20 protein-coding genes are annotated in these 21,643 nt (G+C 38.3%); 13 read left to right on the top strand and 7 right to left on the bottom strand.

Annotated features, from left to right (window positions below; translation table 11 throughout):
* The 6 genes from Q0X89_RS02100 to acs form a co-directional block, all read left to right on the top strand.
* Positions 1-1,930 (top strand): gliding motility-associated C-terminal domain-containing protein (locus tag Q0X89_RS02100; protein WP_297690955.1); only part of this gene is annotated, 1,930 nt, incomplete at its 5' end.
* Between the two features lie 47 nt (positions 1,931-1,977).
* Positions 1,978-2,925, top strand: coding sequence for a type IX secretion system membrane protein PorP/SprF (locus tag Q0X89_RS02105; protein WP_367176869.1), 948 nt, complete (start codon positions 1,978-1,980; stop codon positions 2,923-2,925).
* Between the two features lie 11 nt (positions 2,926-2,936).
* Entirely contained in the window at positions 2,937-4,877 is a 1,941-nt protein-coding gene (locus Q0X89_RS02110; RefSeq protein ID WP_297690957.1) for an OmpA family protein, read from the top strand.
* A gap of 158 nt (positions 4,878-5,035) precedes the next feature.
* Positions 5,036-5,293, top strand: a complete 258-nt coding sequence (locus Q0X89_RS02115; RefSeq protein ID WP_297690958.1) for a DUF4212 domain-containing protein — start codon at positions 5,036-5,038, stop codon at positions 5,291-5,293.
* Between the two features lie 27 nt (positions 5,294-5,320).
* The gene (locus tag Q0X89_RS02120) at positions 5,321-7,012 is read left to right on the top strand and encodes a sodium:solute symporter family protein (protein ID WP_297690959.1); all 1,692 of its coding nucleotides are present in this window, start codon (positions 5,321-5,323) and stop codon (positions 7,010-7,012) included.
* Positions 7,013-7,024: 12 nt separating this feature from the next.
* Positions 7,025-8,932 carry an acetate--CoA ligase gene (gene acs / locus Q0X89_RS02125; RefSeq protein ID WP_297690960.1) on the top strand — a complete coding sequence of 636 codons (1,908 nt, stop codon included), beginning with the start codon at positions 7,025-7,027 and terminating at the stop codon, positions 8,930-8,932.
* A gap of 15 nt (positions 8,933-8,947) precedes the next feature.
* Here acs and Q0X89_RS02130 read toward each other — a convergent pair whose 3' ends face one another.
* Together Q0X89_RS02130 and Q0X89_RS02135 are read right to left on the bottom strand one after the other, a co-directional pair.
* Positions 8,948-10,201, bottom strand: a complete 1,254-nt coding sequence (locus tag Q0X89_RS02130; RefSeq protein WP_297690961.1) for an NRAMP family divalent metal transporter — start codon at positions 10,199-10,201, stop codon at positions 8,948-8,950.
* Between the two features lie 60 nt (positions 10,202-10,261).
* The gene (locus Q0X89_RS02135; protein ID WP_297690962.1) at positions 10,262-10,909 is read right to left on the bottom strand and encodes an ElyC/SanA/YdcF family protein; all 648 of its coding nucleotides are present in this window, start codon (positions 10,907-10,909) and stop codon (positions 10,262-10,264) included.
* 203 nt (positions 10,910-11,112) lie between these two features.
* On the opposite strand from Q0X89_RS02135, the gene Q0X89_RS02140 reads away from it, so the two are divergent.
* The gene (locus Q0X89_RS02140; RefSeq protein ID WP_297690963.1) at positions 11,113-11,634 is read left to right on the top strand and encodes a 5'(3')-deoxyribonucleotidase; all 522 of its coding nucleotides are present in this window, start codon (positions 11,113-11,115) and stop codon (positions 11,632-11,634) included.
* A 126-nt stretch (positions 11,635-11,760) separates the two neighbouring features.
* On the opposite strand, the gene Q0X89_RS02145 is transcribed toward Q0X89_RS02140, so the two are convergent.
* The 3 genes from Q0X89_RS02145 to folE form a co-directional block, all read right to left on the bottom strand.
* Positions 11,761-12,726, bottom strand: a complete 966-nt coding sequence (locus Q0X89_RS02145; RefSeq protein WP_297690964.1) for a DUF481 domain-containing protein — start codon at positions 12,724-12,726, stop codon at positions 11,761-11,763.
* A 131-nt stretch (positions 12,727-12,857) separates the two neighbouring features.
* Positions 12,858-13,319, bottom strand: coding sequence for a hypothetical protein (locus tag Q0X89_RS02150; RefSeq protein WP_297690965.1), 462 nt, complete (start codon positions 13,317-13,319; stop codon positions 12,858-12,860).
* Between the two features lie 206 nt (positions 13,320-13,525).
* Entirely contained in the window at positions 13,526-14,230 is a 705-nt protein-coding gene (gene folE, locus Q0X89_RS02155) for a GTP cyclohydrolase I FolE (RefSeq protein ID WP_297690966.1), read from the bottom strand.
* 272 nt (positions 14,231-14,502) lie between these two features.
* On the opposite strand from folE, the gene Q0X89_RS02160 reads away from it, so the two are divergent.
* From Q0X89_RS02160 to Q0X89_RS02170, 3 genes are all read left to right on the top strand, one after another.
* Complete coding sequence (locus Q0X89_RS02160; protein ID WP_297690986.1) at positions 14,503-14,649, top strand: hypothetical protein; 147 nt, start codon at positions 14,503-14,505, stop codon at positions 14,647-14,649.
* Positions 14,612-14,710, top strand: a complete 99-nt coding sequence (locus tag Q0X89_RS02165) for a hypothetical protein (RefSeq protein ID WP_297690967.1) — start codon at positions 14,612-14,614, stop codon at positions 14,708-14,710. The genes Q0X89_RS02160 and Q0X89_RS02165 overlap by 38 nt, the downstream gene beginning before the upstream one ends.
* Before the next feature lie 681 nt (positions 14,711-15,391).
* The gene (locus tag Q0X89_RS02170) at positions 15,392-16,006 is read left to right on the top strand and encodes a hypothetical protein (RefSeq protein ID WP_297690968.1); all 615 of its coding nucleotides are present in this window, start codon (positions 15,392-15,394) and stop codon (positions 16,004-16,006) included.
* A 197-nt stretch (positions 16,007-16,203) separates the two neighbouring features.
* Here the strand turns inward: Q0X89_RS02170 and Q0X89_RS02175 are convergent, their stop codons facing one another.
* Together Q0X89_RS02175 and Q0X89_RS02180 are read right to left on the bottom strand one after the other, a co-directional pair.
* Positions 16,204-16,356, bottom strand: a complete 153-nt coding sequence (locus Q0X89_RS02175) for a hypothetical protein (protein WP_297690969.1) — start codon at positions 16,354-16,356, stop codon at positions 16,204-16,206.
* A 57-nt stretch (positions 16,357-16,413) separates the two neighbouring features.
* Positions 16,414-16,638: a hypothetical protein gene (locus Q0X89_RS02180; protein ID WP_297690970.1), complete on the bottom strand. Its 225-nt coding sequence runs from the start codon at positions 16,636-16,638 to the stop codon at positions 16,414-16,416.
* A gap of 213 nt (positions 16,639-16,851) precedes the next feature.
* Between Q0X89_RS02180 and ggt the strand changes: the two genes are divergently transcribed.
* From ggt to dapB, 3 genes are read left to right on the top strand one after another with little or no spacing between them, the layout of a single operon-like run.
* Entirely contained in the window at positions 16,852-18,549 is a 1,698-nt protein-coding gene (ggt, locus tag Q0X89_RS02185; RefSeq protein WP_297690971.1) for a gamma-glutamyltransferase, read from the top strand.
* A 33-nt stretch (positions 18,550-18,582) separates the two neighbouring features.
* Positions 18,583-20,862, top strand: coding sequence for an aminotransferase class III-fold pyridoxal phosphate-dependent enzyme (locus Q0X89_RS02190; RefSeq protein WP_297690972.1), 2,280 nt, complete (start codon positions 18,583-18,585; stop codon positions 20,860-20,862).
* Positions 20,859-21,626, top strand: a complete 768-nt coding sequence (dapB, locus tag Q0X89_RS02195) for a 4-hydroxy-tetrahydrodipicolinate reductase (protein ID WP_297690973.1) — start codon at positions 20,859-20,861, stop codon at positions 21,624-21,626. Before Q0X89_RS02190 ends, dapB begins: the two co-directional genes overlap by 4 nt.
* Positions 21,627-21,643: the final 17 nt, after the last annotated feature.

A 21,643-nucleotide genomic window follows, 5' to 3' on the forward strand; every position in this document is an offset into this window, starting at 1 on the left:
GACTAACACAGCTCAGGGGGCTTGCTCAGAGGCCACGAGCACTGTTACAATAACTGTAACAGCATGTGAATTTGATTGTGATGTTGCACCACCGATAATAGATCCTGACGTACCTACTGCATATTGTGATGAAATACCTGCTACCCTTAGTTTGGATGATTATACGGATGGCAGCGCACCATCGGGCACTATTTTGGTTTGGAGCAGGAATCCTAATCCAACAGATCCTGATAACGATCATTTAAATCAGGCCGAGAAAGACAATCCTACCCCGGGCACATATTATACTTTTTTCTATGACGATTTAGATACCTGTTGGAGTCCCGGTAATACTGTTACTCTTGTAGTTAACAGCACACCTGTAATAACAGCCACTACTAGCGAAGCGCTTTGTGGATCCGGCCAGGTGATACTTACAGTTGAAGGGGAAATTCCTAACAGCGCAAATGCGCCAAATTTTAACTGGTATGCAACAGAGACCAGTACTATTGTTTTATCAAATTCAGATACTTACACGACACCTATTTTAACGGAAACGACTTCTTTTTGGGTAGAGGCTACGGCAAATGGCTGTACCTCAGCCAGAGAAGAGGTAACCGTTACAATAAATATACAACCCTCTCCTGGAACGCCGATCAATGGTTCTGCATGCAGCGTTGCAGACAACGGAGTAACGACGATTGATCTTGATGATCTGCTTATTGGGGCTGATCCCGGTGCCTGGGTTATAACAACAGATCCATCCGGAGGGAGTGTTGTCATTGACGGGGAAAATTCAGTAGATTTCGATGGACTTGCTGATGGAAATTATGTGTTTACCTATACAACAACAGGAGCTCTACCGCCTTGTACCAACGAATCGGTTGAAGTGACGGTTGTTGTGAATGACTGTAGTACACCTTCAGATATAGATCTGGAAATAACTAAAACTGTAAACATTCAAAATGTCCTGGTTGGGCAGGAAGTAATCTTCACCGTTACCGTTAACAATCTTGCTGATAGCAGTGTATCGGATGTGCTAATAAGCGATGTGTTGCAAACCGGATTTGAATATGTATCTGAGACTGCTTCACTGGGAACATATGACAATACAACAGGAGAATGGTTTATTGATGAATTACAAGCTTTGGCTAGTGCAACCCTGGATATTACAGTCATAGTTTTAGATGAAGGAGTTTACTCCAATACTGCATCGCTTTTGGGTTCCTTACCTGAAGATATCAATGATACAAATAATGAGGATACCGTTACACTTACTATTGTTTCTCCTCAGGCTGCAGACTTGCTAATTGAAAAAACAGCAGAAAGTGCAAACCCATTAGTTGGAGAAGATGTTGTATTTACGATTATTGTTACCAATTTATCATTGGAAGGTACGGTATCACAAATTGTGGTTGAAGATATAATACCGGATGGTCCTGATAGTGAATTTGTTTATTTGTCCCATACGCAAAACCTTGGTGTTTATGATCGTGCAACCGGCTTATGGCAAATACCCAGCTTGCAGCTTAATCAGCAGGCAACATTGCAGATTACTGTAAATGTGCCCATATCAGGTATTTGGGGCAATACAGCAACTATCATTAGTCCTCCGTTGGTGCCGGGTGCAAATCCTGAAGCATTTGCCCGGGTGAATGTAAACGAACCAACCAACACGGAACCAGGCTTCCTTTTTAATCAGTTTTCGCCCAATGGGGATGGAACAAATGATTTGCTCAAGATTAATAACCTGGAGGATTATCCCGGTAATTCCCTTCAGATATTTAACAGGTATGGTAATAAGATACATGAAGTTCAGGGAATGACAGATGGGAATACCTGGGATGGAACAAGAAATGGAGAACAGGTCCCGGCAGGCACCTATTTTTATATATTGGATTTAGGAGATGGTTCAGAAATTAGAAAAGGCTGGATTCAGCTCATAAGATGATTAAATTAATGACTTGTACCACAAGCAGATTTTTAACTCGTAATTTCTTGGTATTACTAGGCCTTTTATTGGTCATGGTAAATAAGAATTATTCACAGCAAGAACCGCAGTATACCCAATATATGTACAATATTGGTAGTTTTAATCCTGCCTATTCGGCTACCGTGGAAAATCTGGATATTACGGGCCTCTACAGGGCACAGTGGATAGATATTGAAGGGGCTCCCAGGACCTTAAGGTTTGGAGTTAATTATCCTTTAGAAAATGATAAGATGGGTCTTGGTTTTAATGTGCAAAGTGATCAGTTGGGGCCAACTACAAATACCTTTGTAGACATTTCCTATTCCTACCAGCTAATGCTCTCTGCCAACACAAAACTATCTTTTGGTGTAGATGTAGGAGGATCATTTTTAAATGTCGATTTTTCGAAGGGAGATTTTGAGAATCCCGGAGAACCAATTTTGGGCAGAACCAATGTGAACAATTTTTATCCTACGGTTGGAGCCGGTTTATTTTTATATCAGGACAAATGGTACCTGGGTGCATCAGCACCTAACTTTTTGCCCGGTGGTTTGTACAATGATGATGTAGCTCAGGTTTTAGACGATAAATTACAGTTTAATTTTATAGGTGGTTATGTTTTTGATTTATCTGAAAAGCTTAAATTTAAACCTGCATTTTTATTTAATCTTATATCAGGGGCGCCGGTAACGGCAAATTTATCAGCTAACTTTCTGATTAATGATATATTGACTGCAGGAGCCTCTTACAGGTTTGATAATGCGATAAGCGGGTTGGTAGGTTTTCAGATATCCAACGGCATGTTTGCCGGATATTCTTACGATTATAATACGAATCCAATAGGTGAATATAATAATGGTTCACACGAAATAATACTTAAGTTTTATGTTGGAAGAGGTGCCAAAACCAAAAAGGAAAAAAACGAGAACCTTAAGGGCAAACCAAAACAAATAGATTCACCGAGGTTCTTCTAAAAGTACAGGCAATGAAATATAACTTCTTAATTCTGATTGCTTTTTTGTTTGTCAATAACTTTTCTTTTGCCCAGGATAAAAAATCAAAAGGAGATGATTTCTTTTTTGAGTACAAATACCCCCAGGCCATTATTGAATATAAAAAGGAGAAAAATGAACATCCCTTAAGCAAAAGACAATTGCTGAATTTGGCAGATTCCTATTTACAAACAGAGAACTACAAAAATGCTGTTGATACCTATCTTGAAATATATAAAGAGGATACAAAGATAAGCACATATCATTTTAATAATATGTTGCAGGCAATGGCCAAAACCTCCGGCCAGGATAGAGTTAAGGCCTTCCTGGCTACAAAAACCGATGTCTTGTCTAATGAATTGTTGGAAAACGCAGAATTTAATTATGAACTCCAGGAATCTGAAAAGGCAAATGACCTGGCTTATCAAATTTTCAACATAAATGCTAACGGTCCTGCCTCTGATTTTTCACCCTCTTTTTACAAGGATGATAAATTGCTTTTTACCAGTACCAGAAGTCTTAAAGGAAATAAGAAAAAAGGTTACCGCGAAAACGAATACCTGGAAATATTTGTAGCCAAAGTAGGAATGGATGGTCAGATCCTCAACCCTAAACCTTTTTTGGAGGTTCCGGAATCAAGTTTCCATCAGGCGACACCATTTTATTCGGAAGCCAGGGATGCTGTATTTTATGTAAGCTCTAATGAAGAATATGATCAGTTAACTTTTGATGAAAATGGCAAAAACAGCCTGGCAGTTATGATGACTTCTGAGGATGGAACCGCCCAATATTTATTGAGGGATCCCAGCACATCTTTTTACTACCCCTTTTACGATGAGAAGACCAGCAGGCTTTACTTTGCAGCCAATTTTCCAAACGGTTATGGTGGTACAGATCTTTATTATGTAGATACTAACGAAGGAAAAATTATGTCGGCCCCCATAAATTTAGGATCAAGGATAAATACTCCCGGAAACGAGGTCTCGCCATTTGTTTTTGAGAATAGCCTTTATTTTGCCTCAGATATTTTTTATGGACTTGGAGGCATGGATATTTACAAGTCCGAAATGCAGAATGATGAATCTTTTAGTATTCCTGTGAATTTAGGAATGGGTCTAAATTCTGAGGATGATGATTTTGGTTTCATTATCAAGAATAACAAAACAGAGGGTTTAATCGGCTATTTTTCATCGAATAGGAAAGAAGGTAAAGGCAAGGATGATATTTATGGATTTACGGTTGCCGATAAACCAGGTCTGAAAACATTGGTCCTTAGAGGGCAGGTAAATAATTCGAGTTCAAAAGAGGGAGTTTCAAAGGCAGCAGTAAGGGTATACGATACTGACTTAAATCTTATTAAGGAAGTTTATACAAATGAAGAAGGCACATATAGGCTGGAAATTCCTTGGAGAGAAACTCTTATGCTTGAGGCTTCCAAAGAACGATATTCCGAAATAATACGCTCTTTTGATGAAGAGGCAATTCAGGATCTCGAGGATAACAATTTGGTCGATTTAGAGCTTTTGTTTCTGGATGACCTTGTAGAAGAAAAGGAGGATCAGACTGTGATCAAGATGAAGAAATTCTTTTTTCAAAAAGGCAGGTATGCGATAACACCGGAAGTGGCTGCTGAGCTCGACAAAGTCGTGGTTGTCGTGAAAAGTTTTCCTCAGCTACAATTGCGAATAGAATCCCATACGGATAGCCGCGGTGGAGGTGCTACAAATTTCAGGTTGTCACAAAATCGTGCAGACGCCATAAAGGACTACTTAGAGCAGCACGGTGTCTCATCTTCAAATATTTTGTATTCTATCGGTTATGGCGAAGACAAAATTATCAATAATTGTAAGAGTGGCGTATTTTGTCTGGAGCAGATGCACAATCAGAATGAGCGTCAATTAATAGTCGTCTTAAATTACGATCTTCTATTTTAAGTTTATCCTTAGTTATAATTTCATTGTACATAATGGTTTTGCCCTAAGTGCAAATACAATTGTCATTTCTGACATATTTCATAAAAGGCAATTCAAAAAAATTACCTTACTTGCCCGTTAATTATTGGGAATACTTATATTTAGAAAAATAAATTTTAATGAGTCGCAATTCTAAAGCCAGGGGGTATTGGAAAAAAAACCTGCAGTATCTGGCAATTTTGTTGGGTATTTGGTTTTTGGTATCCTATGGATTTGGTATATTATTAAAGGATGCCTTGGATACCATTCAACTAGGCGGATTTAAACTAGGTTTTTGGTTTGCACAGCAGGGGTCTATCTATGTGTTTGTCATCCTGATTTTCATATATGTCGGATTAATGAACCGCCTCGATAAGAAATACGGGTTCGACGAATAAACCAGACCAACCAAACAGACTATTTATATGGATGTACAAACCTGGACACTTACCATTGTTGTCTTAACTTTTTTACTTTATATTGGAATTGCAATCTGGTCCAGGGCCAGTTCTACTAAAGATTTTTATGTTGCCGGTGGTCATGTGCCTGCCTGGGCAAACGGATTAGCTACAGCAGCAGATTGGATGTCAGCCGCATCCTTTCTTGGAATGGCCGCTTTAATATCTTTTAGCGGTTATGATGGTTCTGTATATTTAATGGGTTGGACCGGAGGGTATGTACTTCTTGCCCTTCTACTTGCACCCTATCTTAGAAAATTCGGACAATTTACGGTACCCGACTTTATTGGAGACCGTTACTATTCCAATATAGCACGCTCGGTCGCCGTCGTTTGTGCACTACTGGTTTCATTTACATATGTGGCCGGCCAGATGCGTGGAGTGGGGTTGGTTTTTTCCAGATTTCTGGAAGTTCCTATTAACACCGGAGTTATCATTGGAATGATTATCGTTTTGTTTTATGCCGTTTTAGGGGGCATGAAGGGAATAACATATACCCAGGTAGCCCAATATTGTGTATTGATTTTTGCTTTTATGGTACCGGCTATTTTTATTTCAATTCAAATGACGGGAAGTTCTATTCCTCAATTGGGGATGGGAAGTAATGTAATTGGAGAAAGTGTTTCATTATTGGATAAGCTAGACGGATTGTCAACAGCGCTTGGATTTGATCAATACACCAATGGCTCTAAGCCTATGATAGATATATTTTTTATAACTGCAGCTTTAATGGTTGGAACTGCAGGCTTACCGCATGTAATTGTCAGGTTTTTTACAGTCCCTAAAGTCAAAGATGCAAGAAAATCTGCTGGATATGCATTGTTTTTTATAGCCATCCTGTATACTACTGCTCCTGCGATCGCAGTTTTCGCCAGAACGAATTTAATAGAGACCGTAAGCAACAAGGATTATGCCGGAATGCCCGCATGGTTCTCTAAATGGGAAACTACCGGCTTGTTAAAATTTGATGATAAAAATTCGGACGGAATTATTCAATATGTAGCAGATCCTGTGATCAATGAACTGCAGGTAGACAAGGATATTATTGTATTGGCTAACCCTGAGATTGCTAATTTACCCAATTGGGTAATAGCTTTGGTAGCGGCAGGAGGTTTGGCAGCTGCACTTTCTACTGCAGCAGGTTTGTTACTGGTTATTTCCACTTCCATTTCACATGATTTAATTAAAAAACAGTTTAGACCAAATATTTCCGACAAAAAGGAACTGATTATTGCAAGAATGTCGGCAGTAGTAGCCGTTTGTATTGCAGGTTATTTTGGTATTAATCCACCAGATTTCGTTGCCGCTACTGTTGCTCTGGCTTTTGGTTTAGCAGCCGCCTCCTTTTTTCCAGCCATAGTGTTGGGTATTTTTTATAAAAAGATGAATAAAGAAGGTGCTGTAGCAGGAATGGTTATTGGAATGATTGCTATGTTATTTTATATGCTGAAGTTTAAGTTTGATATGTTTGGTGGAGGTACATCAAAGGATTGGTGGTTTGGAATTTCTCCTGAAGGCTTTGGTACTGTAGCTATGTTACTTAACTTTATAGTATCCATAATTATCTCCTTATTTACACCGGATCCTCCAAAAGAGGTACAGGAAATTGTTGAGGATATTCGAATTCCCAGTGGGGTTAAGGAGGCAGGTTTTCATTAAAATAAAAGTGGCATGAGTAATTATCACATTAAGCATTTAGAAGAATATTTTCAGGTATATCGCAAGTCGGTTCAGAATCCGGAAGCTTTTTGGGAAGAAATAGCAGAAGAGCATTTTGTGTGGCGTTCAAAATGGGATAGGGTTCTAAGCTGGGATTTTTCAAAGCCTGAAATTAAGTGGTTTGAGGGTGCGGAACTCAATATAACAGAGAACTGCCTGGACAGGCATCTGCCTACTAAACGCAATAACACAGCGATCATATTTGAACCTAACGATCCGAAAGAAGAAGCACAGCATATTACTTATGGACAATTACATGAAAGTGTATGCAGAATGGCCAATGTACTTAAGGAAAATGGCATAAAAAAAGGAGATCGCATTTGCGTGTACCTGCCCATGATTCCGGAATTGGCCTATACTGTGTTGGCCTGTGCAAGAGTCGGGGCCATACATTCTGTCGTTTTTGCGGGCTTTTCCTCAAATGCATTGGCTACAAGGATTAATGATTGTGATTGTAAAATGGTAGTTACTTCTGATGGTTCTTACAGGGGAAATAAAATAATAGACCTGAAGGGTATTGTAGATGTTGCACTTGAAGACTGCCCTGGAGTGGAAAAGGTTTTGGTAGCTAATCGAACCGGAGGAAAAGTGAAGATGAAGAAAGACAGGGATTTATGGTTGAAACCATTGATGGATAATGCTTATGCAGATAGTAGCGCTGAACGCATGAAGGCTGAAGACCCTCTTTTTATACTCTATACGTCCGGATCAACGGGGAAGCCCAAAGGCATGGTACACACTTGCGCCGGTTATATGGTTTATACAGCCTATACCTTTAAAAATATTTTTCAGTACAGGGATGGTGATATATACTGGTGCACCGCAGATATTGGCTGGATTACAGGACATTCTTATATTATTTATGGGCCTCTCGCGAACGGGGCAACCACCGTAATGTTTGAAGGCGTACCCACATATCCTGATTATGGAAGGTTTTGGGAGGTAGTTGAAAAGCACAAAGTAAATCAATTTTATACTGCCCCCACTGCAATAAGAGCTTTAGCCAAGGAAAATCTGGAATTTGTAGAGAAATACGATCTAACTTCCCTAAAAGTTTTAGGATCTGTTGGGGAACCAATTAATGAAGAGGCCTGGCACTGGTATAATAATAATGTTGGACGAGGGAAAAGTCCTATTGTAGATACATGGTGGCAGACGGAAACCGGCGGAATAATGATTTCTCCTATCCCTTATGTCACACCAACAACTCCAACATATGCCACCTTGCCCTTTATTGGAATACAACCCGCACTTATGGACGAAGAAGGTCATGAAATTATGGGTATTCAGGTAGACGGCAGACTGTGTATTAAGTTTCCATGGCCTTCTATGGCCAGAACCATTTGGGGAGATCATGACAGGTATAGGGATACTTATTTCACGGCATACAAGGACAAATATTTTACAGGTGATGGTGCCCTGAGAGACGAGGTAGGATATTACAGAATTACCGGCCGGGTGGATGATGTGATCATAGTATCAGGGCATAATTTGGGAACTGCACCAATTGAAGATGCTATAAACGAACATCAGGCTGTAGCGGAGTCTGCCATAGTAGGTTTTCCACATGATATTAAAGGAAATGCACTCTATGGTTTTGTGATTTTAAAGGAATCTGGTGAAGCCAGGGATAAAGAAAATCTTAAGAAGGAAATTAATCAGCAAATCACTGAACATATTGGACCAATTGCTAAATTAGACAAGATACAGTTTGTTCCGGGTTTGCCTAAAACAAGAAGTGGCAAGATAATGAGACGTATTTTGCGCAAAATAGCCTCCGGGGATACCGAAAACCTAGGGGATATTAGCACGCTGTTAAATCCTGAAGTAGTAAAAGAAGTTATGGATAACGCTTTATAATACTGAGATTTTAACTTAGAAAAGGATCATCCAGCAATAATAAATAGCGAACATCGAAAGGAATATTATGCCGGCGAAAGTTAGGATCTGTAATCCTTTGCCTGGATGAAAATGGTTAGGAAGATCATGGCTCATTACGTTTTTCAGATTCATATAACCTACTATAGGAGCTAAAACAAAAGAGACAAAAGTTGCAAGAGCTACCAGGGCACCCATATTGGCGCCAAATGCGGTAATTACAATAAAGTTTACGAGCGCCAGGAGAATAACTCCTGAGGCGTAATATTTTCTACCTGAAAAATCTTTGTTTTTTGGCGTAAGCAAACCAACTATGTCAATACTTACCCTTGAAATTGCATCATGGGCTGTCATGCAGGTGCTAAACATAGTGGCGAATGCAGATACGGCAATAAAGATATAAGCCCAGTTACCAATATGTGTTGTAAACAATTGTACTACCTGATCTGCAAAAGTAATGGCATTACTGCTTAATTCGGTATTTGTACCATAGAGGGTCATCCATCCAATGATTAAAAAGAAAATGGCCAGGATAGCAGTCATCAAATACCCGGAATTGAATTCATGCAATGCTTCTTTTAATGAGGGTTTATCCTTATTCAATTTATATTTTTCAAGACTCCATAAGCTAATCCAGCTAGAAGCTTCAACCGCTGTAGGCATCCAGCCAATCAATCCAATTAAGAATAAGATTCCTACCTCATTAAATATTGAAGGTCTTACGAAACCCGATACAGGTTCTACCTGCCCTTTATATATTACCAATAATGTGGTTACAAGCAATGCCACAAATAAAATTGAGATGACGAATTTTAAGGAAGTTTCCAGAAAACGGTAGCGGCCTATGATTAGCAGGGTGCTAATAAATACAAATAATCCAAGGGCTACGGAAGCAACAGAAATATTCTGAACATTAAACAGGTTTATAAACAAGCCGGCAGTCACCACATAAAGTGCCGCAAGGATTGTAAAAGTGGTTACAAGAGTAATAAAAGCATAAAGCCATAAGTAACCTCTGCCCCTGTTAAGATATCCCTCTATTAAGGTTTTATTGGTAACATTCGTATAACGTATTCCGAATTCAAAAAAGGGATATTTTAAAATATTGGCAAGGATAATAGGTATCACCATAACCCAGCCGTATTGCGCACCTGCCTTGGTAGACAATACCAAATGTGATGTACCTATAGCCATACTTGCAAACAACAGCCCGGGGCCAAGGTTTTTAAGCAGCGTTTTAAACTTTGACATATGTGGTTGGGTTAACTTTCACTGACTAAAATAGGTTTTTTTATATTAAAAGTGTGACACCTATTTTATCTCAATTTTTTCACCATAAAAGCGGGGCTGTGTATTCAGCAGGAGATCTATAAATACTTTTACCCTCGCAAAATATTCCCGGAACTGAACTTTAATACCTTGTTTACCGGAAATGCCTTTGGCGTTAAAACCTATGGCTTTAAGACCTTTTTTCTCTGCGAGATAAATAGCTCGTTCATTATGAAATTTTTGAGAGATTACGGTAACACTATCAAGACCAAAGATAAACTTTGCCCTTACCATAGAATCCAGAGTTCTGAAGCCGGCATAATCCAGATAAATTTTTTCTTCGGGAATACCCCCTTTTACCAGGTCCTTTTTAATTGTAGTAGGTTCATTGTAGTATATGCTGCCATTGTCTCCGCTAACCAAAACGTACTCTATTTTTCTTGCTTTATATAGGGCTATAGTTGCATCGATACGATGCTTATAATAAGGATTCACACCTCCTTCCACCAGCATTCTTGACGTACCCAATACAAGGCCAACTTTATTTTTTGGTGTGAGAGCCGGATTGGTATAGGTTTTCTCTCTTGCTGATATTTCAATAATAAAATTTGAAATCACAACTACCAAAATTGATAATAGCAGCGCGATAGCCAGTAAAAATCGATATTTCCTTTTTATAGATATTTTCATATCAATTTTAAAGGTAAGGAAACAGCTGCTATCTTTTTTGGGATATCGATAAAATCAAAAAAAGTATGTTTAGAAACATACTTAAGGTAATTAAATGGTCAGTATTGATTCTTATAAATATATTCTTTACCAATAGGTTAACATTTTGTGAATCAATTTTAGAAGTTTGAGATTTTTACGTACTTAGTAAAAAAAATTCAGGAATGACACTATTTGTTGATATGGATGAAGTGATTGCCGATACCTATAGGGCACATATTACACTTTATAATAAAGAATTTAATGAAAACCTCACCGTGGAGGAATGTATGGGAGGTGAAGTGTGGCAAAGTGTTCCTGAAAATCGCAGAAACAGGATTCACAGCCATTGTCATGAAGTGGGATTTTTTCGGGCTCTTCCTCCTATAGAAGGAAGTATAGAAGTCATAAAGGAGTTGACCAAAGAATATGATGTTTTTATTGCGTCAGCTGCTATGCAATTTCCAAATTCATTAATTGAGAAACATTATTGGTTAGATGAGTATTTTCCTTTTATAGATTGGAAACGGCGCATCCTATGCGGGGATAAGCATATTCTAAGGGGAGATATACTCATTGATGATCGCACATACAACCTTGAAAACTTTGACGGCAGATCTATAATGTTTAGCTCACCCCATAATATACATACAAATGGGTTTGAAAGGGTTAATAGCTGGCAAGAAGTTGCTGAAAAGTTGTTGTAACTGTATACTTAAATCGCGTTCAAACGAATTAAGAATGTATTGAAACGCTGTATTTTACTTAGGTTCACGGCCCGTTTGAAGGAGAATTTAGTTATTTATTCAACTGCTTTTAAAATACCATTTTAATTACCATTCCCAGCCCAATGCTAAATTCCAGAAATAATCCGAATCGCTGGCCCCGGCTATGGGTTGGTTATCATAATTTAAGGTAATCCCTGTTCTTACATAGAAATCTAATGGAAGGTCATATTTCAAATCAAAATTCCAGTCTACACGCCAGCGACCGCTTTCACTAAAACTGGGATAGGTTATTAATCGCGTAATAATACTCAGGTCTTTTGCATCAAATATATTTAGTTCAGTACCTAATATGCCTTCAAAACTTGACCTGTCTTCTGCTATATCACTTGAAAAGTTCTCATTGTTATAGGATAAACCGGTTAACACACCCCAATACATTTTATTGGTATTTACAAGGTACTTACCAACTCCCATGGAAACTACTGTTCTTAAATCCAAAAGTTGCTCGGTATTTGACAACAAAGATACCTGGGGAGAAAGGTACCAGTCTTTTGGAAGAAAATAATTATTGGCATTGATATTTGCTGACCATTTATCCTCGGTATATTTCAAATTGGTTCCCAGGGTAAACTGTTTTAAGTTATTCGCTTTTGTAAAACTTATACCAAAATCAATAGCCGCGTCTAATCGGCTCCAAAATCCTTTCTCAAGGGGTTTAAGATAAACAATTTCAGAGATCAATACCTCTCTTTCATCTACTCCTTCGCGGTTGGTAATAGTAATGGAGTTATCCTCATTAGATCTCAAGCTTCCAATAAGTCTGCTTCCGTCTACCAAACTTGTTAAAAAAACAGACTGAGTATAGATTTTTTTAATTTCTAACCACTCAATATTAAAATCAGAATCGCTATAATTAGTTTCAATAATTAAAACGCCTTTGTCCATAGATTTTATTTCCCCAATAATCATAGTGTTAGAATCTAATAGAAGAGAATCTTGTTGAGCAAAGGCCGTTACACAAGTAATGAGCAAAAGGAATAAGCTTGTTAATGATTTTGAAAATGAAAACATATGGTTGTCTGATTTATTTGGTTATTAGAAAGAAAATCATGAGTCAATTATTGTATTTGTTGTCAGGTTTTAAAAAGTTGGTTTGCAGAAAACAAGATTCTGGATGATAAAAAGGGTATTTCATTTACATACTAATCTACCCTTTTAAATCCTCCCTCCTTAAATCGATAGCGTGCCATGATCCCCCAATTCCCGGTATAAAAATCAAAATCGTTGGTTACTGCAAAACCAGGCCTCCAGTCAAATCCGATAGTAAGAGGAAATTTAAAGGAATATTCTACTCCGAAATTACCTGCAATATTAAAATCAAAATCATTTTCAAAGAAAAATTCAGGTCCTACCCCAGGATAAAATTTTAGTCCCGAAGGCCCATCAGTAAGCGCAAACATCCAGTCAAAATAGGTTCCTACACCAAAATAATCCAAATAAACCGTAGGGTGGAGACGAGGAGAAATCCCAAGTGGTATGGTGGCATCTATACCGGTATTATCACCAAAACGAACACCGGCTTCAATATTGGTTTGGCTATGTGTGTTTATGCTAAATGCTAAACATAATATTAGTACTGGAAATAAATTCTTTAGCTTTTCCATTGATTTATGAATTTGGTTAGTATCCTGATTTAATCATTGTTCAAATTAGTTCAAAAAGGTTACATTTTATAAAACTATACGAGATTTTTTAACATTTAGAATATCACTTCAAGTAGTATTTTATGATGCTTTAGCTCGCTAACCTTTTACAATTCCGGAATTTTCTGTTTAATGATAAATGTCCAATTGAATTAGAGATCAAGGAGTTAATGGTTGATATAGTTTTGTAATTCTGCAATTTTCTCAGGTGAATTAAAAGCCCCTCCATAGAATGAAGTTACCGTAGCTGAAGTATTGTCTTTAATTCCTCTGGAGGAAACGCACAAGTGCTTTGCATCAATAATAACGGCAACATCAGGCGTGTTAAGAGCCGTTTGCAATTCAATTGCTATTTGGTTTGTTAACCGCTCCTGCACCTGCGGCCGTTTAGCAAAATACTGGACTATTCGGTTCAACTTAGAAAGGCCTATTACCTTTCCTGAAGAGATATAGGCCACATGGGCTTTGCCAATAATAGGAACAAAATGATGTTCGCAATTGGAGTAAAAGGTTATATCTTTTTCTACCAACATCTGATTGTATTGATACTTATTATCAAACAAAGCAACTTTAGGTTTGTTTTTAGGGTCTAAACCAGAAAAGATCTCGTCTATGTACATTTTAGCGACGCGTTCTGGTGTGCCCCTAAGGGAATCATCATTAAGATCCAGGCCCATGACGTCCATAATTTGGGCAAATAATTGCGCAATGCTTTCTTTCTTTTCTTCATCGCTGGCTACAAAAGCGTTAGGCTTCATAGGAGTTTCCAATCCTGTGTAGAGGTGATCATCGCCTATTTCTTCATGCGAGTACCCGTTTAGTAATTCTTCTGATTCAATAAGTGTATTCAATAGCATATCCTGATCTTTCATTTCGCGGTATGATTATTTAGTTTTATTTCTGTTATTTGAGCAAACTACTAATTCTAAAAGGGGGAACTAATTTTTTAAAACTTATTTAGTTTGGGTGGATAAAGGTAAAATTAATGTTTAATAAAAAATGTTAAAGAATAAACAAAAATTCAAATTTCTGATTAGAAACATTCTGTAATAAGCTATTTTAATAGAATAGTTAACATGTTAGACAAAATAGTAGGTCTAAAAAAAATTAAAAAAATATAAACGGTTTGTATTTTTTGATATTGATGAAGCAGTATCTAAGAATTGAATTTTATTTCAATAACCAAACCTATGTTCGCAATCTTTATAAAGAAAACAAAGGAGAAATTACTATAGGAGAAATAGCACAAATTAATGGAGGAGGCACATCGGTTGTCAAGGTTAAACCTTAAGTTAAACTATGATAAAGTATTTGAAGCAGAGGAAGTAATGAAGGAAATAGAGAAGCTTTAGGTGCATTTCATTTATTTCTTTTGCTTGCTGCTACATGCGGCACGCTAAATCTGGAAGTTGTATAACAGATTTATCTGACTCATGATGTTTTTCTGTTTTTACATTACAAACTGCCCTTTTATTGCAATTGAAGATAAAGTAGATACTGTATGTAAGTCTGTATAGGAAATCCTCTTTTAAATTCTTATGAAACCGGAAGAATTAAAATTTATCCCTTTTTGGCTTTCTTAAGTCTTTTAGCTGCTTTTTTTTCTTTCGCAGTTAAGAGTGGTTCTTTTTTGACAGCTTTCTTTGCATCCTTACCTTTTGACATAATTAATTTTTCTATTAATGATAAAGTTAGGGATAATTGTTTTACAGAAGGGATTATTCTTAATAAGAGAATTAAAACATTTGTAAGAAGGAAAATAATTATAATCCCAAGGATGATTAAACCTTGTTAAAGAAATAGATCGGACTTTTTGGCCCAAAAATTATACTTATCAGATTTTTGGTTAAATAGAAGTGACCCTTCGGACATAAAACAGAAGGTTTCATCCCTTTGCATTTGGTTTGGACGCAAATAGTAGATATAATGCTATACCATACCAGGAATCCAGCTTATTCATACAGATTTGCTATTCACCATACTATTGTACTGACTGTGGTATAAAACTAAAATTAATACCGGACTAGTGCTTGATGGGTAGTATAATTCTTAAAAATATAAACGTTTTAGTAAGAACCTTTTACTATCTGAATGCTAATCAGGTTCCTGTTAATCGCTACTTTATCCTGGATGGTCTAAGCGAATTGGTTACAATACTTCTGCTTTTTTGTGTAACACTGATTGTTGTAGTTACACCTCTTCTTTTAATATTTTTCTGGATTTACTATTCAAAGGAATATGTGAAAAAATACAGGAACAATGAAGGTTTAACAGAACATATAATGGAAAATGGGCTTTCTAAAAATGAGGGAATAAAATCTGCCAAAATTCCATATATCAAAACATACAGCAGAATGTTTGGGTTTGGTTTGAGTATAATAGCCTATAGTCTTTCCAGCAATGTTTATATGTTCTTAACTTTTAGTGAATACAAAGAGGCATTAATAAATTACTTTAGTTTCCCTTTTAAAGTATTTAGTAGCTTCAGGATTTTTGAAAGACTTCCTGAGAATAGTATACCCCTAACCGATGTGTGGAAGGCAATGCTGCTTATTGTAGCCATATCTGCGGTGGTATTTTTTGTAGGGTTTTTTATGGGCAAAATAATTGCTACAGCAAAACTGCAAGAGAAACCCCAGACCATTTAATTCTTAAGAAGAGGCTTAGATTAAAGATGAGGTAGGGATTGTTTTAAATTACTCAGCGCCATTCGTCATAGTCTTTTTAAATAATTATTCGTACTCAATGAGTTTTATCATCTTAAAAGGTTTACATCTGTGGAATATTTGTATTGGTTATATCCCAGGCCACTTAGTTTGAAATAAATTATTAATTGGCTGAGTAATCAGGCATTTTCCCCATCGGTATAAAGAATGGCTTTATATTTCTTATTTGGAGATAAAAAATCCAGATTGACGATTACTTCAAGCGCATTTTTATCTACAATGGTCACCTGGTTATTGTTGTTCACAATTTCACGCTGTTCACTCTGTGGCATTTCCCAGGTTTCATTTATTGCAGTACTTTCTGAACCTAAAATGCTAAGGCTTTTGCCCTATTTGGGCTGGTTTTTGAATTCAAGGTCTAAATATGAGGTGTCAATCACTACCTTACTATTGGGCATCACCATATAATACATCCCACCCTGTTCATCCGGGGATATCTGTACTTTGCTAATTTCTGACGGAGATTGTACAGTTAGGGTATTTGTTGCTTTCTGGAATCCATAAATGACGGCAAGTGTTAACTGTAAGCTCTGGAAGTTTATTTTTCTTGTCATATTGTAATATAATGTATAATTAAATCCTGACAATAAACGCTACTTCACCAATTGGGTATCATAGAAGGCAATGTAATCCAGCAACAATTTGCGGGAATATCTTGTAAGAAGTTATTATGAGTATTCAAAAGCTAAACTCACCAATATTTACCTGTATTCTCTTTGCAAGCATTTCCTTATTTGCTAGTTTTAGAGCACTTAAATGAAAATTCCATGAAAAACCTTTCCTTAGCCTTATTGTTGGTATTCTTTGCATTTAATATTAAGGCACAAGACCGTCTCACTGGGGAAACCTTTACCACCAGATCTGAAATCCTGGCCCGAAACGGGATGGCTGCTACGAGTCAGCCCCTGGCCACCCAGGTTGCCCTGGACATTCTCAAAAAGGGGGGAAGCGCCATGGATGCCGCCATAGCGGCCAATGCTATGCTCGGTCTTGTTGAACCTGCCAGCTGTGGAATTGGTGGCGATATATTTGCAATTGTATGGGATGCATCAGAAGAAAAACTCTACGGTTTTAACGGCAGTGGACGCGCACCTAAATCGCTTACTATAGAATATTTTATGGATCGTAAAATGAAGTATGTTCCCTTACACGGGCCTCTTCCTGTCTCAGTGCCAGGTTGCGTGGACGGCTGGTTTAATTTACATCAGAAATTTGGGAAATTACCTATGAAAGAAGTATTACAACCGGCTATTGATTACGGTCGGGAAGGTTTCCCAGTATCTGAGGTAATTGCCTATGAAATGGACTACGGTTCTGATGGAATAGAAGACCTTCCGGGTTTTGCCGCCACTTACTTATCCAATGGTCGGCCCCCTAAAAAAGGAGAAGTCTTTAAAAACCCGGACCTTTCCAATACATATGAAAAGATCGCAAATGGCGGACGAGATGCATTTTATAAGGGCGATATTTCACGCACTATAGATGCATTTATGAAAAAGCATAAGGGCTTTCTTTCCTATGATGACCTGGCTAGCCATACATCCAACTGGGTTGAGCCGGTATCCACTAATTATCGTGGGTATGAGGTCTGGGAATTACCCCCTAACGGACAAGGTACTGCGGCGCTGCAGATGTTGAATATTTTAGAGGGCTATGACATAGCTTCCATGGGTTTTGGCAGTGCAGAGTACCTGCATGTTCTTACTGAGGCTAAGAAACTGGCTTATGAAGACCGGGCTAAATTCTATGCAGATCCTCATTTTAGTAAAATTCCCTTGACACAACTCTTGTCCAAGGAATATGCGGCCCAACGACGGGCACATATCAACCCGGATAAGGCCGCGGATAAATACACAGCCGGCGACCTTGAGATTGAAAGTGGAAACACTACCTATTTAACCGTTGCTGATAAGGAAGGGAATATGGTATCGCTAATACAAAGTATCTATTCTGAGTTTGCTTCCGGGATGGTGCCGGATGGCCTCGGCTTTGTTTTGCAAAACCGTGGACAGATGTTTAATGTACAGGACAAAAACCATGCGAATGCACTGGAACCTGGCAAACGACCTTTCCATACTATAATCCCGGCCTTTATTACCCGGGATGGGAAACCTCAGGTAAGTTTTGGACTTATGGGCGGAGCAGTACAACCCCAGGGGCATGTACAGATTGTAGTAAATCTGGTTGATTTTGGTATGAATCTTCAGGAGGCTGGAGATGCTCCCCGTATGAGGCACCAGGGAAGTTCCCAGCCTACGGGTTCAAAAATGACCAATGGAGGCAGACTCAACCTTGAAAGTGGGTTTGATTATAAGACCATCAGGGAATTGCGCAAAAAAAATCATCGCATTACCTTTGGTGTTGGTATATATGGTGGTTATCAGGCTATTGGTGTTGATTTGGAAAACAAGGTATATACAGGAGCCTCTGAATCCAGAAAGGATGGGCAGGCAGCAGGTTACTAAGCTTGGCACAAAATAAATATTTCTAAAACTTCAATGAAGAGAATCTTAGAGGAACAATTTGGAATAAATGCCATCAAAGTTGAAAGACTAAGCGGGTTGGACAATGCCAACTACCTTGTTGAAACCCTGACTGAAAAATATATTTTCAAAACCTACCCGGCTTCGGAGAATGCACTTTCATTGGTAGAAGCCGAAAACAAAGCGCTTCTGTTTTTACAAAACGAAGGTCAGAGAAATATACAAACCCCCATTCCATCAAAGAATCAGAGCTATACGGCTATAGTTACTATAAATGGACAGGAATATATTTGCAGAATGCTTTCTTACCTTGAGGGTAAGTTTCTGGTGGACGTACCACATACAAAAAAGTTATTCCAAACTTTTGGCAAATTTCTTGCCCAATTAGATCAAAAATTTCAACAGTTTACTGATTACAGAGTCGCAGCGAGGAAATTAAAATGGGACATTCAGTATCTGAATCTTAGTAAAAAATACCTGGACAGTATTCCGGATAAAAAAGATAGGAGCGTCGTTCACTATTATTTTAAACAATATGAGGAAAATGTAGTGCCAGTCCTACATGAATTAAGAACGTCTGTAATCCATAATGATGCCAATGAATTGAATGTCCTGGTTGCTGAGGAAGAGGTTTCCGGAATTATAGACTTCGGTGATATGGCAGATACCTTTCTTATTAATGAACTGGCTATTGCAATTACATATGCCTGTTACGATAAAGAAGATCCATTGAAATGGGCTTCCATATTAATAAAATCTTATCACGAAATACTACCTCTTCAGGAGATAGAATTAGAAGCCCTTTATTACCTGATTGCTGCCAGACTTTGCATAAGTGTCTGTATTTCTGCCAATGCCAGAGAAATAAATGGTAATAATGAATACGCCTTTGTGAGTGAAAAGTATGCATGGCAGATGTTATATCGTTGGTTGGCTATCAATCCTATCGCGGCTGAAAATTGTTTTCGTCAGGCAGCCGGATATCCGATAAAAAATCCGCCTCGTGTAGATAAGATAATGGAGAAGAGATATGAGCATACGAGTTCAATTCTTTCAGTTAGTTATGACAAGCCTATTTATATGGCAGGGGCTGCATTTCAATATATGTATGACGCCTATGGGAATACCTATTTGGATGCTTACAATAATATTCCGCATGTAGGGCATTGCCACCCCAGAGTAGTGGAGGCCGGGCAGCGGCAAATGGCTAAACTGAATACGAATACGAGGTATCTTTACGATTCTTTGAATGAATATGCGGAAAAGCTTTTGTCGAAATTTCCCGACTCATTAAACAAAGTATATTTTGTGAACTCCGGAAGCGCAGCCACCGATCTGGCCCTGCGGATGGCTAATGTACATACCGGGAATGAAAAAATAATGGTTCTGGAGCACGGTTATCACGGGAATACCAGGGCGGCTATTGATGCCAGTTATTATAAGTTTAACAATCCAAAAGGCAGCGGAAAAAAAGACCATATTTTGGTAGCACCTATTCCCGATACTTACAGAGGGAAGTATACCAATGACAATGGCAGTGCCGGAAAAAGTTATGGGGAAGAAGCTTGTAAACTTATTGAAAATTCCGCAACGCCGATAGGGGCATTTATTTGCGAACCTATTATAGGTTGTGGAGGTCAGGTACCTTTGGCTAAAGGTTATTTAAAACATGTATATCCGGCAATACGTAATCAGGGAGGTATCTGCATAGATGATGAGGTTCAGGTAGGATTTGGTCGTGTAGGTAATCATTATTGGGGTTATGAGGCCCAGGAAGTTGTTCCGGACATGATTATACTTGGAAAACCTATGGCCAACGGGCATCCTATGGGAGCTGTGGTCTGTACTTCAGAAATTTCAGCATCTTTTGAAAAAGGGGTGGAATTCTTTAGTTCATTTGGAGGCAATCCTGTGTCTTGCGCTATTGCTTTGTCGGTTCTCGAAGTTATCGATGAAGAAAATTTACAGGAAAACGCGAAAATTGTGGGGGATTATTACAAATCACTACTTCTGGGATTACAAAAAAAGTATCCATGCATAGGAGATGTGAGAGGTTCTGGCTTATATCTTGGGGTTGAAATTGTGAAAGATAAGAGTATGGATGATGACACCAACCTGGCACATTATATAAAGAATGAATTGCGAAACAGACACATACTTATTAGTACTGATGGTCCGTATGACAGCGTTTTGAAAACAAAACCTCCTTTGCGGTTTTCAAAGGATGATGCTTTAAAAACGGTAGAACAATTAGAAGAAATTTTGAAAATTCATTATAAAAATAAAGTAGTATGAAAGTAGCAGTTTCGGGTGCAATGGGAAGATTAGGCAGTGCTATTGCGCATGGTATTTCAAAAGCAGGTGATATGCAACTTTCGGGAGCCTATGCGCCGGGCTATGTCGGTAAAAGCTTGGCGGGGGTATGGGTAGAAGATGAGATTGAAAATGTAGATGCTCAAATACTGGTGGAATGTGCATATCCGGTTGTGGTGATGGAGAATTTAAAAAAATGGCATGCCAGGGGCATGAGGGTTGTAGTTGGTACCTCAGGTTTTACTGAAGATCGGATTGCTAAGTTAAAATCTTTCTGGGGCAACGATGATCCGGGATGTCTCATAGTTCCCAACTTTTCAATAGGTGCAGTACTGATGATGCGCTTTGCAGAAATAGCTTCACCTTATTTTGATTCGGCAGAGATCATAGAACGGCACGAAGAAAAGAAGCCGGATGCTCCTTCGGGAACCGCCCTGGCAACGGCCATGCGAATGGGAAAGAAAAGAAGTTCAGCAAAGCTCGAGGACAACACAGAAGTGATTAAAGGAGCCAGAGGTGGCTTGGTCTCCGGGATTCGCGTTCATTCACTGCGAATGAAGGGGTTGTTATCTGATCAGGAAGTTGCATTTAGTAACAATGGTGAAAACTTTTCTATACATCATAGCAGTACTTCCTATGAATCCTTTGTTAACGGAGCTTTGTTGGCTATTCGCTACGTCACTGAATTCAAAGGCGTGCAAATAGGATTGGACTCCGCTCTGGATTTTGACACAAAGAATAGTTAACCAGGAAGCTTTTAGCA

It is taken from the genome of uncultured Eudoraea sp. (genome assembly GCF_947258525.1).
In the GTDB taxonomy this organism is placed as follows: Bacteria; Bacteroidota; Bacteroidia; order Flavobacteriales; family Flavobacteriaceae; genus Eudoraea.

Bases quoted from the DNA above. Each gene is read 5' to 3' on its own strand.
- dapB (WP_297690973.1), top strand. From the start codon at position 20,859: ATGAAAGTAGCAGTTTCGGGTGCAATGGGAAGATTAGGCAGTGCTATT.
- Q0X89_RS02175 (WP_297690969.1), bottom strand. From the start codon at position 16,356: ATGCCACAGAGTGAACAGCGTGAAATTGTGAACAACAATAACCAGGTG.
- Q0X89_RS02120 (WP_297690959.1), top strand. From the start codon at position 5,321: ATGGATGTACAAACCTGGACACTTACCATTGTTGTCTTAACTTTTTTA.
- Q0X89_RS02130 (WP_297690961.1), bottom strand. From the start codon at position 10,201: ATGTCAAAGTTTAAAACGCTGCTTAAAAACCTTGGCCCCGGGCTGTTG.
- Q0X89_RS02140 (WP_297690963.1), top strand. From the start codon at position 11,113: ATGACACTATTTGTTGATATGGATGAAGTGATTGCCGATACCTATAGG.
- Q0X89_RS02160 (WP_297690986.1), top strand. From the start codon at position 14,503: ATGAAGCAGTATCTAAGAATTGAATTTTATTTCAATAACCAAACCTAT.
- Q0X89_RS02165 (WP_297690967.1), top strand. From the start codon at position 14,612: ATGGAGGAGGCACATCGGTTGTCAAGGTTAAACCTTAAGTTAAACTAT.
- Q0X89_RS02150 (WP_297690965.1), bottom strand. From the start codon at position 13,319: ATGGAAAAGCTAAAGAATTTATTTCCAGTACTAATATTATGTTTAGCA.
- Q0X89_RS02135 (WP_297690962.1), bottom strand. From the start codon at position 10,909: ATGAAAATATCTATAAAAAGGAAATATCGATTTTTACTGGCTATCGCG.
- Q0X89_RS02170 (WP_297690968.1), top strand. From the start codon at position 15,392: ATGGGTAGTATAATTCTTAAAAATATAAACGTTTTAGTAAGAACCTTT.
- acs (WP_297690960.1), top strand. From the start codon at position 7,025: ATGAGTAATTATCACATTAAGCATTTAGAAGAATATTTTCAGGTATAT.
- ggt (WP_297690971.1), top strand. From the start codon at position 16,852: ATGAAAAACCTTTCCTTAGCCTTATTGTTGGTATTCTTTGCATTTAAT.
- folE (WP_297690966.1), bottom strand. From the start codon at position 14,230: ATGAAAGATCAGGATATGCTATTGAATACACTTATTGAATCAGAAGAA.
- Q0X89_RS02115 (WP_297690958.1), top strand. From the start codon at position 5,036: ATGAGTCGCAATTCTAAAGCCAGGGGGTATTGGAAAAAAAACCTGCAG.
- Q0X89_RS02110 (WP_297690957.1), top strand. From the start codon at position 2,937: ATGAAATATAACTTCTTAATTCTGATTGCTTTTTTGTTTGTCAATAAC.
- Q0X89_RS02190 (WP_297690972.1), top strand. From the start codon at position 18,583: ATGAAGAGAATCTTAGAGGAACAATTTGGAATAAATGCCATCAAAGTT.
- Q0X89_RS02145 (WP_297690964.1), bottom strand. From the start codon at position 12,726: ATGTTTTCATTTTCAAAATCATTAACAAGCTTATTCCTTTTGCTCATT.
- Q0X89_RS02180 (WP_297690970.1), bottom strand. From the start codon at position 16,638: ATGACAAGAAAAATAAACTTCCAGAGCTTACAGTTAACACTTGCCGTC.